Source organism: Cognatiyoonia sp. IB215446 (assembly GCF_033963825.1).
In the GTDB taxonomy this organism is placed as follows: Bacteria; Pseudomonadota; Alphaproteobacteria; order Rhodobacterales; family Rhodobacteraceae; genus Yoonia.
On sequence record NZ_JAXBMD010000001.1, the window covers coordinates 1361552 to 1377725 of the forward strand.

Annotated in this window: 15 protein-coding genes; 11 read left to right on the plus strand and 4 right to left on the minus strand. The window is 59.9% G+C overall.

The genetic code is table 11. The features are described from left to right. Positions 1-3: 3 nt before the first annotated feature. The 5 genes from SLH49_RS06835 (at position 4) to rpoD (ending at position 7826) form a co-directional block, all read left to right on the plus strand. The gene (locus SLH49_RS06835; RefSeq protein ID WP_320268382.1) at positions 4-267 is read left to right on the plus strand and encodes a sarcosine oxidase subunit delta; all 264 of its coding nucleotides are present in this window, start codon (positions 4-6) and stop codon (positions 265-267) included. Continuing rightward, complete coding sequence (locus tag SLH49_RS06840; protein WP_320268383.1) at positions 264-3170, plus strand: sarcosine oxidase subunit alpha family protein; 2907 nt, start codon at positions 264-266, stop codon at positions 3168-3170. The genes SLH49_RS06835 and SLH49_RS06840 overlap by 4 nt, the downstream gene beginning before the upstream one ends. Continuing rightward, the gene (locus tag SLH49_RS06845) at positions 3163-3687 is read left to right on the plus strand and encodes a sarcosine oxidase subunit gamma (RefSeq protein ID WP_320268384.1); all 525 of its coding nucleotides are present in this window, start codon (positions 3163-3165) and stop codon (positions 3685-3687) included. The genes SLH49_RS06840 and SLH49_RS06845 overlap by 8 nt, the downstream gene beginning before the upstream one ends. 56 nt (positions 3688-3743) lie before the next feature. Continuing rightward, positions 3744-5705, plus strand: coding sequence for a DNA primase (gene dnaG, locus SLH49_RS06850; protein ID WP_320268385.1), 1962 nt, complete (start codon positions 3744-3746; stop codon positions 5703-5705). 129 nt (positions 5706-5834) lie between these two features. After that, positions 5835-7826 (plus strand): RNA polymerase sigma factor RpoD, encoded by a 1992-nt coding sequence (gene rpoD / locus SLH49_RS06855; RefSeq protein ID WP_320268386.1) that lies wholly within the window; start codon positions 5835-5837, stop codon positions 7824-7826. Positions 7827-7877: 51 nt separating this feature from the next. Here the strand turns inward: rpoD and SLH49_RS06860 are convergent, their stop codons facing one another. Beyond that, positions 7878-8663 carry a hypothetical protein gene (locus SLH49_RS06860; protein ID WP_320268387.1) on the minus strand — a complete coding sequence of 262 codons (786 nt, stop codon included), beginning with the start codon at positions 8661-8663 and terminating at the stop codon, positions 7878-7880. Between the two features lie 187 nt (positions 8664-8850). Between SLH49_RS06860 and SLH49_RS06865 the strand changes: the two genes are divergently transcribed. After that, positions 8851-9126, plus strand: coding sequence for an HlyU family transcriptional regulator (locus SLH49_RS06865; RefSeq protein ID WP_320268388.1), 276 nt, complete (start codon positions 8851-8853; stop codon positions 9124-9126). A gap of 19 nt (positions 9127-9145) precedes the next feature. Here the strand turns inward: SLH49_RS06865 and SLH49_RS06870 are convergent, their stop codons facing one another. After that, positions 9146-9568: a hypothetical protein gene (locus tag SLH49_RS06870; protein WP_320268389.1), complete on the minus strand. Its 423-nt coding sequence runs from the start codon at positions 9566-9568 to the stop codon at positions 9146-9148. 218 nt (positions 9569-9786) lie between these two features. Here SLH49_RS06870 and SLH49_RS06875 point away from each other — a divergent pair, with 218 nt between their 5' ends. The 5 genes from SLH49_RS06875 to ribD all read left to right on the plus strand — a co-directional run bounded on the left by SLH49_RS06875 (position 9787) and on the right by ribD (position 12773). Then, positions 9787-10053, plus strand: a complete 267-nt coding sequence (locus SLH49_RS06875) for a hypothetical protein (RefSeq protein WP_320268390.1) — start codon at positions 9787-9789, stop codon at positions 10051-10053. Between the two features lie 40 nt (positions 10054-10093). Beyond that, positions 10094-10501, plus strand: coding sequence for a secondary thiamine-phosphate synthase enzyme YjbQ (locus SLH49_RS06880; protein WP_320268391.1), 408 nt, complete (start codon positions 10094-10096; stop codon positions 10499-10501). A gap of 142 nt (positions 10502-10643) precedes the next feature. Then, positions 10644-11054 carry a hypothetical protein gene (locus SLH49_RS06885; protein ID WP_320268392.1) on the plus strand — a complete coding sequence of 137 codons (411 nt, stop codon included), beginning with the start codon at positions 10644-10646 and terminating at the stop codon, positions 11052-11054. 151 nt (positions 11055-11205) lie between these two features. Further along, on the plus strand, positions 11206-11676 hold the full coding sequence (nrdR, locus tag SLH49_RS06890) for a transcriptional regulator NrdR (RefSeq protein ID WP_320268393.1): 471 nt from the start codon (positions 11206-11208) through the stop codon (positions 11674-11676). Beyond that, positions 11673-12773 carry a bifunctional diaminohydroxyphosphoribosylaminopyrimidine deaminase/5-amino-6-(5-phosphoribosylamino)uracil reductase RibD gene (ribD, locus tag SLH49_RS06895; RefSeq protein ID WP_320268394.1) on the plus strand — a complete coding sequence of 367 codons (1101 nt, stop codon included), beginning with the start codon at positions 11673-11675 and terminating at the stop codon, positions 12771-12773. Before nrdR ends, ribD begins: the two co-directional genes overlap by 4 nt. A 6-nt stretch (positions 12774-12779) precedes the next feature. Here the strand turns inward: ribD and SLH49_RS06900 are convergent, their stop codons facing one another. Continuing rightward, entirely contained in the window at positions 12780-14780 is a 2001-nt protein-coding gene (locus tag SLH49_RS06900; protein ID WP_320268395.1) for a capsular polysaccharide biosynthesis protein, read from the minus strand. A gap of 42 nt (positions 14781-14822) precedes the next feature. Next, positions 14823-16094 carry a capsular biosynthesis protein gene (locus SLH49_RS06905; RefSeq protein WP_320268396.1) on the minus strand — a complete coding sequence of 424 codons (1272 nt, stop codon included), beginning with the start codon at positions 16092-16094 and terminating at the stop codon, positions 14823-14825. Between the last annotated feature and the right edge of the window lie 80 nt (positions 16095-16174).

The window sequence follows — 16174 nt, forward strand, 5'->3', positions numbered from 1 at the left end:
GACATGCGGATCAAATGCCCCAATTGCGGTGAACGCGACCGGCGGGAATTCTACTATGTCGGCGATGCCATTGCCTTGCAGCGGCCCACGGTTGATGCTGGCGCGGAGGCTTGGGATGACTATCTGCATAACCGCGACAATCCGGCGGGCCGCACCCGCGACCTGTGGTGTCACGAAGGTGGTTGTGGCGCCTGGCTTGTGGTTGAGCGCGATACCGTGACGCATGAAATCCATGATGTGCAACTGGCCGAGAAGGTTGCGCGATGAGATTGCAGAAACCTGAAAAGACGGTGACCTTCACTTTTGATGGCCGACCCGTAAAGGGTGTTCCGGGGGAACCTGTGGCCGCCGCACTCCTCGCCAACGGGATCAAGCTGGTGGCGCGCTCATTCAAGTATCACCGCCCGCGTGGGATCATGTCGGCGGGATCAGAAGAGCCCAATGCGCTGGTGACCGTGGGACGCGGTGCCGCGCAAGAGCCGAATGTGCGGGCGACCACCCTGGAAGTGTCCGAAGGGTTAGAGGTGTTCAGCCAGAATGCCTGGCCCAGCCTGCGCTATGACATGATGGCGGTGAACGACCTGTTATCGCCGTTCCTGGCTGCGGGCTTTTACTACAAGACTTTCATGTGGCCGCGCGCGTTTTGGGAAAAGCTCTACGAGCCCGTTATTCGTCGGGCGGCGGGTCTGGGCGCGCTGAGCGGCGAGAGTAACGCGGATCACTATGAAAAGGCGTTCGCCTTTTGTGATGTACTGGTTATCGGTGGTGGCCCCGCAGGCCTGATGGCCGCGCTGACCGCCGGGCGCGCTGGCGCTGATGTGATCCTGGTGGACGAGGACACGGCACCTGGCGGACGGCTTTTGCGCGAGGTGGAGGATGTCGGCGGCAAGCCCGGTGCCGACTGGGTTGCCGATGTCCTCGCGACTCTGTCGACGCTTCCGAATGTCCGGATCATGACGCACACAACTGTGACGGGTGCCTATGATCAGGGCACCTTCGGCGCGCTTGAGCGTGTTGCAGGGGCGTCTGGTGAAGCGAAACCGCAGGCCTGTTTTTGGCGTATCGCGGCCAAACATGCGATCCTGTGTGCGGGTGCGCTTGAGCGCCCGATTGCCTTTCCCGACAATGACCGGCCCGGGATTATGATGGCGAGCGCCGTGCGCTCCTACCTGAACCGCTGGGGGGTCGTGCCGGGGCGGCGGGTTGCGGTCTTTGGTAACAACGATGATGCGCACCGGACCGCGCGCAATCTGATGGCTGCCGGGATACGCGTGGTTGCCCTGATCGACAGTCGAGAGGGCGTGAAGGTCGAAGGCGATTTTCCGGTCTATACAGGTGCAACGGTTGTCGCGACAAAGGGCCGCCATGCGCTTGAAAGTATTACAATTTCGCATGCTGGTGGTACGCGCAAGATACTGACGGATTGCCTCGCCGTTTCGGGCGGGTGGAACCCGACCCTGCATCTGACCTGCCATATGAACGGGCGCCCCGAATGGCAGGAGGATATCGCGTCTTTTGTCCCAACGCCCAACAGCATCCCCGGCATGGTGACAGCGGGCGCCTGTAACGGGACATTCAGCACTGCCGGATGCCTTCGGGAAGGAGCGGAGGCCGCCGCCGAAATTGCAGAGGTGCTTGGCCTGAAGCCAACGGTCGATCTGCCAGCAGCGACGGACGACCAATATGCGATCAGCCCGCTTTGGGCGGTGCCAGGCAAGGGGCGGAAATGGATCGATTTCCAGAACGATGTCCATGTCAAGGACATCAAGCTGGCCGCGCAAGAGAACTATCGCTCTGTCGAGCATATGAAACGCTACACAACCCAGGGTATGGCGCCGGATCAGGGGAAGTCCTCGAATGTTGTCGCCTTGGCGGTGCTCGCCGACGCAACAGGTCGCGGCATCCCCGAGACCGGCACCACCACATTCCGCCCGCCATATGTGCCTGTCCCGATTGCCGCGATGGGTGCGGGCGGCCAAGGCAAGGGCTTCGCCCCAGAACGGCTGACGACATCGCATGCGGCCAGCGTTGCCCAAGGCGCGCCGATGATTGAAGCCGGGCTTTGGTACCGGCCCAGCTACTTCCCGCAACCGGGAGAGACCCATTGGCGCGAATCCTGCGACCGCGAAGTGGGCTATGTGCGGAATGCAGTCGGCATCTGTGATGTTTCAACTTTGGGCAAGATCGACATTCAGGGGCCGGATGCCGCCACCCTTTTGGATTTCGTCTATGCCAATACATTCTCGACGCTGAAGGTGGGGCGTGTCCGCTATGGCCTGATGCTACGCGAAGACGGGCATGTGATGGATGACGGCACGACCGCGCGGCTGGGCGAGCAGCATTTTGTTATGACGACGACGACGGCGGCTGCCGGGCAGGTCATGCGCCATCTGGAATTCGTGCTGCAGGTGCTGCGCCCTGACCTGAATGCGCGCGTGATCTCGGTGACCGAGCAATGGGCGCAATTTGCGGTCGCAGGGCCGCGCGCGCGAGATTTGCTCAACACGCTGCTGGATCAACCTGTTGGAAATGAGGATTGGCCGTTCATGGCTTGCGGTGAAATTGCCGTGGGCGGGGTTTCGGGGCGGCTCTTCCGGATTTCGTTCTCTGGCGAGCATGCCTATGAGATCGCGGTGCCCTCCCGCTATGGCGAAAGCCTGTTCCGGCTTCTGACCGCGCAGGCGCAGAGCATGGGTGGCGGTGTCTACGGGATGGAAGCGCTGAATGTACTGCGCATCGAAAAGGGCTTCATCACCCATGCGGAAATCCACGGGCGCACGACGGCCTTTGACATCGGCATGGATAGGATGATCAGCCGCAAGAAGGATTGCGTCGGCCAGGCCGCCGCCGCGCGCCCCGGTCTGATCGACCCGGCCCGTGAACAACTCGTCGGACTCAAGCCGGTCACTCCATCCGAGCCACTGATGGCAGGCGGGCATCTGTTCCAGCAAAGTGCGCGGGCGATCCGGATTAACAGCGAGGGATATCTGACCTCGATCTGCTACTCTCCGACGCTGCAGATGCATCTGGGCCTGGGCTTCCTGTCCCACGGGCGCAGCCGCCATGGCGAGACGGTGCGCATGGTCGATCACCTGCGCGAGGTTGAAACGCTGGCAGAGGTTTGCGATCCGGTCTTCTTCGACCCCAGCGGAGGGCGCGCGCGTGGTTAGTTTGATTGCGAAGACACCGTGTGACACGCGGTTGCCGCTGGCCGTTGGCGGCGTGGAGATATCGGAAGTAGTCGCCGATACCATCACATCGGTCGCGCCTTTTGCAGGGCAGGAGGGCAACGTCTCTGATCAACTCAAATCGCAGGTCAGAACACCACTCACGCCCGTCCATCAGCGCTCTGGCCCTGTGTTATGGTTCGGTCACAATCAATGGCTGGTCTTGGCCGCCGTCACGCTGGATGCGGCAGCGGTGACGGACCAGACGGATGCCTGGGCAATTGTGACGATCGTGGGTGAGGATGCCGAGGCTGTCCTCGCACGGCTTGTGCCGATTGATCTGCGCGCGGCGCATTTCACCGAAGGTCAGATCGCCCGTACGCTTTTGGGGCATATGCATGTTGCCATCAGCCGAACCGGAAAGCACGCGTTCGAGATCATGGCAATGCGGTCCATGGCAGGCACGTTGGTGCATGAGTTGGAAATCGCAGCACGCGGGGTTGCGGCGCGCCGCGGGTGACACAATATGATCGCCGATAGTGTCGGCACCACAATTGTTGTACAACTCACGCCACCATGAGTCTCCCACCCGGTTTTCTTGATGAATTGCGCTCTCGGCTGTCCTTGGGGCAGGTCGTCGGGCGCAAGGTGATGTGGGACAACCGTAAGTCCAACCAGGGCAAGGGCGATCTATGGGCGCCATGCCCGTTTCATCAGGAAAAGACGGCGAGTTTTCACGTCGATGACCGGAAAGGTTACTACTACTGTTTTGGCTGCCACGCGAAGGGCGACGCGATCACCTTTGTGCGTGAGACCGAGAATGTGGACTTCATGGAAGCCGTGAAAATCCTCGCCGCCGAGGCAGGTATGCAAATGCCTGAACGCGACCCACAAGCCCAGGCCAAGGCGGATCACCGCACGGTGCTGGCTGAGGTGATGGAACAGGCGGTCAAATGGCATCAATTGCAATTGCAGATGAGCGCGGCGTCCGAGGCGCGCGCCTATCTTGAGCGGCGCGGTTTGAACGCAGAGGCACAAGCGCGCTGGCAGATCGGCTTTGCCCCGGCGCAGGGTGGGGTGCTAGCTGCGTTGACAGGCAAAGGCGTGCCGCAGGAACACGTGATCGCTGCGGGTCTTGCCGCTGAAAGCGACCGGGGTGGTGCGCCTTATGACCGGTTCCGGGGGCGGATCATGTTCCCGATCCGTGATGCGCGTGGGCGCGCCATTGGTTTCGGCGGGCGCGCGATGGATCCCAACCACCCGGCGAAATACTACAACTCGCCAGAAACGCCGCTCTTCGACAAGGGCCGCAGCCTTTACAACCACGGCCCCGCGCGCGCGGCAGCTGGCAAGGAAGCACCGCTGATCGTCGCCGAAGGCTATATGGATGTGATCGCGCTCTCCGAGGCGGGCTTTCCCGCCACTGTTGCCCCTTTGGGCACAGCGATCACCGAGGATCAGCTACGCCTGCTTTGGCGGATGGTGGATGAGCCGATCATCGCGCTAGATGGCGATACGGCGGGTCTGCGCGCGGCGATGCGGGTGATCGATATCGCGCTGCCCATGCTTGAGGCGGGCAAGTCCCTGCGCTTTGCGCTGATGCCGGAGGGGCTCGACCCCGATGACCTGATCAAGAGCCAGGGTGCAGCTGCCATGCAAAAGCTGCTTGATCAGGCGATCCCGCTGGTCGCGCTGTTGTGGCGGCGCGAGACCGAAGGGCGCAGCTTTGACAGCCCTGAACGCAAGGCCGCACTGGAAAAAGCGCTCCGCGACCGTACGACGCTGATCAAGGACCCGTCGATCCGCGCCTACTATGACCAGACGCTCAAAGACATGCGCTGGGCGCTCTTTGCGCGTCTGAAGACCGGACCCGCGCGGGCGAAAAACGGATATGGCGCGGGTCGTGATCCGTGGAAAAAGACGATCCGGCCCGCAGCTAGCAGCAAGGCATCGGCGTTGGGCACCGGTGCGGCCAGCGAAGACCATCTGCGCGAGGCCGTGATCCTCGCCACGCTCATCTTCAACCCCGAAGTGGCACCGGAGTTTGAAACGGCGATTGAACAGCTTGATAGCGCCGACCCGCTCCACGCCGACATGCAGCATTTGATCCTGCGGCATATGGGCACAGCGAACCTGCAAACACATGTCGAAGAGGCCCTTGGAGCGGCGCCTCTTGAAAAACTTCTGGCGCAGAACCATGTGCGCATCAGCCCAGGTGTGCGACGTGCGGGCGATGCGGAAGTTGCACGCCAGTGTCTGGCAGAAGAATTCGCCAAAATCGTTGCCCGGCGCGGACGGGCGCGCGAAATCGAAGATGCGGTTGATGACCTCTCGGGCGTTGCAGATGAAGGGGTTACGTGGCGACTTGCGCAAGCCTCTGCCGCCGTTGATCGGGCAGGGCGGGGCGATAACGATGACAAGGCCGAATATGCTGTTGGCGAAAACGGTGCTCGGATGAAAAAGGAAGAGCGGAGTGCTTTTGACCAACTTCTCGAAGAGATCGATTTTGCCAAAAGGGCTGGCCGCCCTAAGTCGTAAGTCAAGTCACACAGCGTAAAAAGCGATCTTCACCTTCTTGCGAATCACCTGAATGACAGGTTGATTCGACTTTAACCGAATCAGCCGAATCATATCGGCTCTGCAGATCACCTGAACGAGAGGCCAAGCATGGCAAAAGATACCGACGATCGCAAAGACGGCGACCAGGACGGCGATATCAGCCTGGATATGAGCCAGACCGCGGTCAAGAAGATGATCGCCGATGCGCGGGAGCGCGGTTACATCACCTATGACCAGTTGAATGCGGTGCTGCCGCCCGATCAGGTATCGTCCGATCAGATCGAAGACGTCATGTCGATGCTGTCCGAGATGGGCATTCAGGTAACCGAGGAAGAAGAATCCGAGGAAACCGAAGACGAGAACAAGGGCAGCACCGAGGTTGCCACGGTCGCGGGATCGCGCGAGGTGGCGCTGGGCGGGGCTGAGCAGGAAAAGCTCGACCGTACTGATGACCCGGTGCGGATGTATCTGCGCGAGATGGGGTCGGTCGAACTCCTCAGCCGTGAGGGCGAGATTGCCATCGCCAAGCGGATCGAGGCGGGTCGGAATACGATGATCCTGGGCCTTTGCGAAAGCCCGCTGACCTTCCAGGCGATCACGATCTGGCGCGACGAACTTTTGAACGAAGACATCCTGTTGCGCGATGTCATCGATCTGGAAACCACATTTGGCAACCAGATGGGCGAGGATGGCGAGGAAGAGGCCGTTGTTGCCCCCGTCGCTGGCGCCGCACCTGCACCCGCCGCGAAAGAGGAAGAGGCGCAAGAGCTTGATGCTGACGGCAATCCGATTGCCAAGGATGATGACGATGATGACGACGATCAGGCCAACATGTCGTTGGCCGCGATGGAGGCCGCGCTAAAGCCGCGCGTGCTGGAGACGCTCGAAATCATTGCCCGTGACTTTGCTGACCTGTCCGACATGCAAGATGCACGGATGTCCGCGACGCTGAACGAGGATTCATCGTTCACCGACAAGCAGGAAAAGAAATACCAGCAACTGCGCTCAGAAATCGTTGAACTGGTGAATTCGCTACATCTGCATAACAACCGGATCGAGGCGCTGATCGACCAGCTCTATGGGATCAACCGTCGCATCATGTCGATCGATTCCAGCATGGTGAAGCTTGCCGATCAGGCGCGGATCAACCGCCGTGAATTCATTGATGCCTATCGTGGTCGTGAATTGGACCCCAACTGGCTGGATGAGATGTCGGAAAAGTCCGGGCGTGGCTGGCAGATGCTGATCGAACGCTCGACCGCCAAGATCGAAGAATTGCGCAGCGACATGGCGCAGGTTGGTCAGTATGTGGGCGTCGATATCACCGAATTCCGACGCATCGTCCAACAGGTTCAGAAGGGCGAGAAGGAGGCGCGGCAAGCCAAAAAGGAAATGGTCGAGGCGAACCTGCGCCTCGTGATTTCGATTGCCAAGAAATACACGAACCGCGGCCTGCAATTCCTTGACCTTATTCAGGAAGGCAACATTGGCCTGATGAAGGCGGTCGATAAGTTTGAATACCGCCGCGGCTACAAATTCTCGACCTACGCGACCTGGTGGATCCGTCAGGCGATCACCCGCTCCATCGCCGACCAGGCCCGCACGATCCGCATCCCGGTCCATATGATCGAGACGATCAACAAGCTGGTCCGCACAGGCCGCCAGATGCTGCACGAAATCGGTCGCGAGCCGACGCCAGAGGAACTCGCAGAAAAGCTGCAGATGCCTTTGGAGAAGGTCCGCAAGGTGATGAAGATCGCCAAAGAGCCGATTTCCTTGGAGACGCCGATTGGCGACGAAGAAGACAGCCAGCTTGGTGATTTCATTGAAGACAAGAACGCGATCCTGCCGCTCGATTCGGCCATTCAGGAGAACCTGAAAGAGACCACGACCCGGGTGCTGGCGTCACTCACCCCGCGCGAGGAACGTGTGCTGCGCATGCGTTTCGGCATCGGCATGAACACTGACCATACGCTCGAAGAGGTTGGCCAGCAGTTCAGCGTGACCCGCGAACGTATCCGCCAGATCGAGGCGAAGGCGCTGCGGAAGCTGAAACACCCTAGCCGGTCACGCAAGCTGCGGTCGTTCCTGGATCAGTAGGCTGACCTGACAATCAAACAGAAAGGCGCGACAGGTTGGTCGCGCTTTTTTTCATTCGGCGGCAATGATCCCGCCGACCTCTTGCCCGGTAACAATGCCATTAGTCGTGTGATTGATATTGATGTTACCCACTAACTCGTCGCCATTGCTGCCGACGATCAGACCAGAATAGGCCCCATCCTCTGCGCCTGCCGCGCTGGTGGTGAACCCGCCGCCGCCGGTCGTGCCTGCAAAGGCGCCATCTGCCAGTGCGGTGGAATCGAGTAACAACGTATTCAGGGGGCGCGTGGCGGTACCATCCAACTCGCTGGCGCGTCTGATCGAGATATTGCCCGAGATGTTGCCGTCACCAAAGTATGCGACCAGTTGTGCGACACCCGTAACCGTATGGGTGATATCTCCCGTTCCCGTGTCGCGCAGAATGCCGACATAGTCCCCGTCATAGACCACCCGCCCGGCGGTCGGCACTGCCGTGTCCTCCAATCGCGCGCCAAAGGCGCCTGTCAGGGCGGCACTGCCGTCGGAGTAGATCGCGACTTCGCCATCTCCGGAGGCCGTGACGCCCCGAATGGCGAGAATGCCGTCCATATCATCCGAATAGACAACGAAGCTGGCAGGCACAGAGATGGATGTGTTGTTGGTCGGTGAAAGTGCATCGCCGCCTGCGATTGTGATCGTGTTGTCGACCTCGTCAAACGCAAAGTCATCTTCGGGCGTACCTGTGAGGGTAGACGTTGCAGCGGAAGCATCGACTGTGCTGCTGTCCTCCGAGCCATCGCTATCGCTGCATGCCGCAAGCGATATCAGGCAAGTCAAACAAACTAAGACAGCGCGCATTGGGCCAAACTCCTTCTATTCTTTTTATTTTGAGCCAAGCAGAAGCCCGGCATGGGTCACGGCGAAGTTTTGGATGATGGCGGGTGACATATGGGGCGGGCTCACAACAAAAGCGCCACTTTTGCTGCGACCCCAGTTCCTGTAACCTGCGGGTCAAATACATGCGGATCAGGAAAGGGCACGCTAGATGTCATTGTTGTCACGTCTTTTTGGCAGTGGTCAGGCCAAGGCAGACACCGATAGGTCCGAGACGTATCAGGAGATGCAAATCCTGCCAGAGCCGATGGCAGAAGGAAGCACATATCGTCTCTGCGCGCGTATCACCCAGACGAAGGATGGCGAAACGAGGGAGCATGTGCTGATCCGGGCGGACACCTTTCAGGACCGGGAGGCCGCCGTCACCGCATCGATTACGAAAGCCAAGCAGATGATCGATGAACAGGGTGAGGGACTGTTTGATTGAGTTCGCGCGCTCCATCGCCTTAGATCCGTCCGCAGATGCCCACCGCCGTGTAGCTTGACTGCAGCAATGCCCCCAGATGTGCATCACTGATCCCGGCCCGGGCTGCGATGCCCTGCCAATCCGGTTCACGTGCTGCACCGTCAGTCGGGTGCGCAACAATGCCCGTCAGCACAATACCCGCAGCAGGCAGATCACTTGCATGGCTGCGCGACATTTCCTGTGCCAAGCAGGTGCAACCGTCGGCCACGCTGACGCTTGGTGCGAAGTCATGATCATAGGCATCCAACGTCTGCGCACACTGATTGGCGAAGCTGTTTGCCTCATGTGTCAGCATCGGAAGCACGGCCGCCTCAGCCTGTCCGCCGTCCCACTGGGTCAACAGGTTCAGTCCCAAGCCTGCCATGACAATGCCCGTCATGATTGATCGGATAAGATACCGCATAAACTGCTCCACTCGTTAATTTTGCACTGAATACTGATCAAATTTGGTTGGAATGAGGTCCTAAATTGACTTGTTTTCGAACTGGTTAACGGAATTGCGGCAATTGAAACAAATGTTCACGCCCGCTGATGTGCATTTACAAACGGGTGAGTTCGCGTTTCAGCACATTGATTTAAAGGGTTGCATGGCCACTTTGGAGGGTAGGAAAGGAACTTGCGATGACCCGTCTTTCGATCTCAATGGCTGCCGCATTCTTAACCATGACGTTAACGCCAGCGGCGCAGGCATACGGAACAGATCCGGCAGCGGATACTTTGAGCGAGCTGACGCAAATCGGACTGGAACTGCCGTCAGAGGCAAGAACGACAGAAACGTGCCAGGTCAGACTGACACCCGCTATGGCAGAGTTGCTTGGTTTGCCAAGTGATTGGCGCGACGACACGCTAACCGGTGCGACAAAGGTTGCCTGCAACGCAGGGCAGTAAGCATCTTGCGCTTGGCGGCGCGGTTGCGCAGTGTCGCATCATGCAGACACGCTTTGATATCGCCACAAACGGCCCCGGCCTCTATGAGTTCACGACTCATTTGCGCCATTGGGTGACAGGTACGGGTCTTTTGACCGTTTTTGTCCAACACACATCAGCCAGCCTTCTAATCCAGGAAAATGCCGATCCGGATGTGCAAACAGATTTGCAGAGCTATTTTCGACGCCTCGTGCCGCAGGCAGATGATCCGTCCATGGCATATCTGACCCATACCGCCGAAGGGCCGGACGACATGCCCGCCCATATCAAGGCGGCCCTGCTGCCTACGCATCTGTCTATCCCCGTCGATGAAGGGCATCTGGCATTGGGGACCTGGCAGGGCGTTTATCTGTTCGAGCATCGCAACAGGCCGCAGCAGCGTCATGTCATTGCACATCTGAGCGCCTGATATGGTGGCAGGCGCTCCGGCCACTCTTGGCGCTTCGACTATGGTGAGGTGCTGCTTTGTCGCGGTCCTCTTGAGCCTCGGCAGCGCCGCCCATGCGGGTTGCGCGGCAGGACTCAACACTTTCTTGACCTGTGAAGTCGGCATGAAACGCAAGGCGCTTGATGTCTGCTACGATGATCAGATTGTGACCTACAGCTTTGGTCCTGATGGCGCGCCGGAACTCGTCTTAACCGAAACAGTCTTCAATATCGCCTACACGCCATGGCCTGGTGTGGGGCGGGCGATCTGGGAGGACGTTACCTTCGAGAATGGCGACTACAACTACACGGTTTTTGCTGGCTTTGAACGGCTTTTTGGTGAGATGAGCGATGCCGACCTTCCCAATCCACATTTTGGCGGGGTGACCGTGCGCCGGACTGGTGAGGTTGTTGCGGAACTGGAATGTACTCCGGGCACCGTTGACGCCCCTTGGGATGATGCGCTTTTTCGCGCGAAAGAAGCGGCAGGTCAGACCTACGACCATCAGCGCCGAACCTGGCTGTCCACACAATAGGCCGAGTCTCGAAGGCAACGATTTGTGCCCATCATCTTGCGGCTTGATTTGCCCACTACCCAAGACCGGGGGGTACCCCTATAGTGCCTGTGAAAAAGGGGGCGCTGATCACTAGGCATAGACCCCGGCACAGGTAAAACAAGGACAAGATATGCGTTGCCCCTTTTGTGGAAATGTCGATACCCAGGTCAAAGACAGCCGTCCCGCCGAAGATCACGTGGCCATCCGACGACGGCGGTTCTGCCCCGCATGTGGCGGGCGGTTCACCACCTATGAACGGGTGCAGTTACGCGATCTGGTTGTGATTAAATCAAATGGGCGGCGCGAGGATTTCGACCGGCCAAAGCTCGAACGCTCGATCCGCATTGCCTTGCAAAAGCGCCCGGTTGAGCCCGAGCGGATGGATCAGATGATCAGCGGCATTGTGCGGCGGCTGGAGAGTATGGGCGAGACCGATATCCCCTCTGGCACAATCGGTGAGATCGTGATGGAAAGCCTCGCGCGGATCGACACTGTGGCCTATGTGCGCTTTGCGAGTGTGTACAAGAATTTCCAGGCGGCGGACGATTTCGACAAATTTGTCAGTGAGTTGCGCCCAGACGCGCCCAAAGACGAAGGGTGACCGGCACCAGCGATGAACGCTTCATGGCGCTCGCCCTGATGCTGGGGCGGCGCGGCATGGGGCGTGTCTGGCCGAACCCCGCGGTGGGCTGCGTGATCGTTAAGGATGGCCGGATCATCGCGCGGGCGCATACCGCTGTTGGCGGGCGCCCGCATGCCGAGGCGATCGCCTTGGCGCAGGCCGGTGAGCAGGCCGCCGGTGCCACGGTCTATGTCACGCTTGAGCCTTGTGCCCACTATGGAAAGACACCGCCCTGCACGCTGGCATTGATCAATGCAAAAGTCGCCCGCGTTGTCATTGCCATTGGTGACCCCGATCCACGCGTTTCCGGCCGTGGCATTGCGATGCTGGAAGAAGCTGGCATCGAGGTGATGCAGAATGTGCTCGCTGAAGAGGCGCGTCGCGACCATGCAGGCTTTCTCTTGCGCCTGCAGGAGGGGCGGCCCTTTGTGACGCTAAAGCTTGCGGGCACGCTTGACGGGCGCATCGCGACCGCGACCGGGGAAAGCCAGTGGATCACGGGGCCCGAAGCGCGGCGCGCGGTTCATATGATGCGCGCCCGCCATGATGCGGTGATGGTGGGTGCCGGGACGGTCCGGGCCGACAACCCGTCTCTGACCGCGCGAGGGCTGGGCGTCAGCCATCAGCCAGTTCGCGTTGTCGTCTCGCGTGCGTTGAAGATCCCGGTGGACAGCAACCTGGCCGAGAGTGCGGGCGATGTGCCGGTCTGGTTGTGCCATGGACCGGAGGCACAGGTCGATGCATGGGTCGCCAAGGGCGCGCGCAGTTTGCCCTGCAATGTCAGTGCGGGTCAGGTCGATCCGCATGCGATGATGCAGGGATTGGGCAAGGCGGGGCTGACGCGCGTCTTCTGCGAAGGCGGTGGCATGCTCGCGGCCTCGCTTTTGCATGCGGGGCAGGTGGATGAACTGGTGGTGTTCTCCGCAGGCATGGCTATCGGGGCAGAGGGCACGCCTGCGCTGGCGGCCATGGGCATTGACCGTTTGCAGAACGCACCGCGTTTCGTCCTGCAGGACGTGCAGAGGATTGGCCCTGATATCTGCCATATCTGGCGGCGCGAAGGCGAGACCACCTAGCAGAAATCACCGCCAAAGATACGCGAAGCTGGCAAAGAGCCCCTGCAGTTTCGCCAGATTTCGGTTCATGGGACCCGGTCTCGGAATGTCGTCATTCTCCAAGCGGTCCACGATCACCTCAACCGGGCAGGCAAGTCCCGTGACCGGATCATAATAGCGCGGATAGCTGATCAGCGTCGCATGAACCAGACCGAGCAGATCAACCCGCGTATTGCGGCGTGGGATTGGCATCGCCCGGTCATCGGTCAACCCCCAATGGGCATAAAAGGGAGAGCCAAGACAGGTTACGCGTTTGCCGCGCAGCAAGGCCTCAAACCCCAGAAGCGAGGTCATCGTCCAGACCTCGTCCACCTGCAAAAGTGCCGCAATCGGGTCTGTCCGATCAAGGATAACATCGGCGATTGTGTCCGCGTCCGCAACAGCTCCGGGGCGCAGACCGGTTTCGACATCGGGGTGCGGTTTGTATGCGATCACAGCCGCCGGGTTTGCCGCGCGCACCGCTTCCAACAGCTCGCGGTTGGTCTTGATGTCGTTGGTGCCGAGCCGGATCGACGCATCATCCTCCACCTGACCCGGCACGAGGATCCGGCGGCCCGCGGGCAGGGTCTGCAGGTTGTCCTGATCGGGGAGGTTGTATTTTGACAGGCCCGCATCGACGATCCGTTCAATCAATGCCTCTGCCCTTGCGCGTGCCCCCGCATCCAGCCGATCGCTGGCATTGATCAATGCCTCAAGTCTGCTGGGCCGGGTGGCATCGTAGTAGATGCCTATATCATCCAGAACGAGGCTGAGCGGAGCAATCAGGTCGGCCCCCAACCCCCTGGAGCGCAGGAAGCCATCTTCGACCAGAATGTGGTCGTTATCCGTCGCTTTGCTGGCCCATTGCATCACGCGGCGGCCTGTCGATTTGGCCTTGGCCTCGCCTTTTGCGGCCTTGGCAAAAATCATGTGCTTTGGTCCGCCAAAAACCTGCTGCAACGGGCGGCGTTTCCAAAGCCGCATGTCAACGGCGACCCAGCCTCGGTAATCGTCGCGCCAGGCGCGTGCCAGTTCGGTTAGAGTCGCCGCGGCTTCTTCGAAACTGCAAAGCCTGTCATGGAAGGGATCATACCACTTAGGGTAAAGGATCATGGCTGCCGCAAAGAGTTGTGCCCGCGTCAGTTTCCGCTGGCGGCGTTGCAAGGGTTTGCGATCATCCGTCAGGCCCCACCCCATATAGAAGGGCTGACCAAAGACAACTGGGCGATGACCGGCCAGTATCGCCTCAAACCCAAGCTGCGAACTCACCGTATAGACGGCTACGGCACCTTCCATCAGCGCCCAGGGCGACATCGCTTCTTCACAAAGGCTGATCTGGCCTGTTGCGTCTTCCTTCGTGAAGTACCCCTCGCGGTGGCCTGCTGCCGTTTCGGGATGCGTTTTGATGATAATCCGCGTGCCCGGATGCTCGGTCATTGCATAAAACAGCATCTCGCGAAATGTGTTGCTGTCGGCACCACTTGCCCGGATTGAGGCGTCCTTACGGGTTTGGTCGATAATCAGAACATAGCCCGGTGTCGGTGGTTCTAATTTGGGATCAAAGGCATTGTATTTTGACAGATGCGCGCTCTTCAACGCCGCGATCCCCGCCTTTGCACGGTTCAGAAGGGCGGTGTCGTCAAGCGGGTCTTCGGCCAGCAATGTTTCCAAGTCAGACGGTGTCTTGGGGTCAAAATGCACGCCGCGCTGGTCGATGTTTAGACCAATGGGCACATCCCCATCGCGCCCCAGACCGACGGAGCGTAGAAAACTGTCTTCGATCCGGACCACCGGTGCAGACCGCTTTGCCGCGACCGCTTCGCCTCTCGGCGCGGTCGGGCTTTGGCCCCAGACGCCGACCATGTCGCCTTCGCCCGGTGCCCCCAGGCGAATGTCGTAACCTGCCAGATCAAGGATCCGCCGCACGCGTCGTTCGGTTAGGAACCCACCGTTATAGACATAAAGTGGCTGGCGCGGCGTTTCGGTCATGGCCGCAAGCTATGCGAGGGTCCGCCCGATGGCCAGCGGCGGTTACTTGACGACGCTTATGGCCTGTGCAGCGCTGCGTATCGGTGACAGGCGCGCATCATAAGGATCATCGGTGGCGAGCATCATATCAGGCAATTGGCGCAGCAGTTGGCGGCGCCCGCGCGCAGAGTAGAAGCCGCCCGGCACCTGGCTGGTTTCAAGCAGGAACTGGCGGAACGCACGATAGGCCGTCGTATCGGGCTTTTGTGGCCGGGCGAAAAAGGTGGGCAATGGTTGTTCGGACACGAATTCAGGCTTTGCATAAATCGCGGTTCCAAAGGGGCGCAGTGGAATACCGCGCCAGAGTGCCTGCTGACCCGACGTGGAGTTCACGGTGACAGCTGCTTGTGCCTGATCAAGGATATGGGCCAGCTTACCTCCGCGCAGATAATGCACCCGGTCACTGATGCCACGCAACTTTGCGCGGTCCCGGATCAGACGGCGCAAAGGCGACTGGCCGCTCTCAAGCGGGTGCGCCTTGAACACAAGGTGATGGTGCCGGGGCGCCCCCTTGGCAAATCCATCAATCACCACATCCAGAAAATCGCGCATGGATGCGAAGGGCGAATGGGCTTGAAAGCTGGCATCATGCTCCAGTTGAAGAAGGGCGAGGTGATAGGGATAGCCGCCATGCAGCACCCGCCGCGTGGTGATCATCCGCTCAAGCGCGAGAAACGGCATGAGCGCCAACCTTTTGGAGTAAAGCAAAGCCTCGCGCCGGACGGGCAATGCGCGATGTGGCTTGAAGGCGGGATAGCGCGCGTTCCGAAACATCACAAACCAATGATAGGCCGCGCCCCAGAATATGTGCTGGCGCATATCGCCCCAATGAGAGGGCGGGGTGGGGATCTCATCCCCCTCGGTCGCCAGCATCTGGGCCACAGACAAGTCCATCAGACGTGAATGGCCGTTGCTGCCTCCCCGTTCATAAGTCACCCAATAGGGGCGTAGATACCCCTCTTCAAATATGTGGATACTCAAGCCTGCCGCCTTGGCCTGACGGACAGCCTCGGCATGGATGGGGCGTGTATCGCCATAGACCACGATATCGGTGATCTGGCGTTCCCGTAAAAGTGCCGCCAGCGCACCCGGCCAATCGCTTGGTTTGCCCTGAAAAGGAATATATCCCGGCTCGGGCCACCACAGGGCGGCATCACCGGCGTTAAAGCCCACCCGCCAGACCTGCGCGCCAGCCTTGCGCAGCATCGCACCCAGCTTGCGGTAAAACGGCCCATGCGGGCCTTGCAGAAACAAAAAGGTGCGTCGGGTACTCATCAGCGCAGTCTGCCAGTGGGCCACTTGTTTTTGGTTAACACCTTATGGTGGCGCGGGAAAAGCCCCCTGACAAGGCCGGT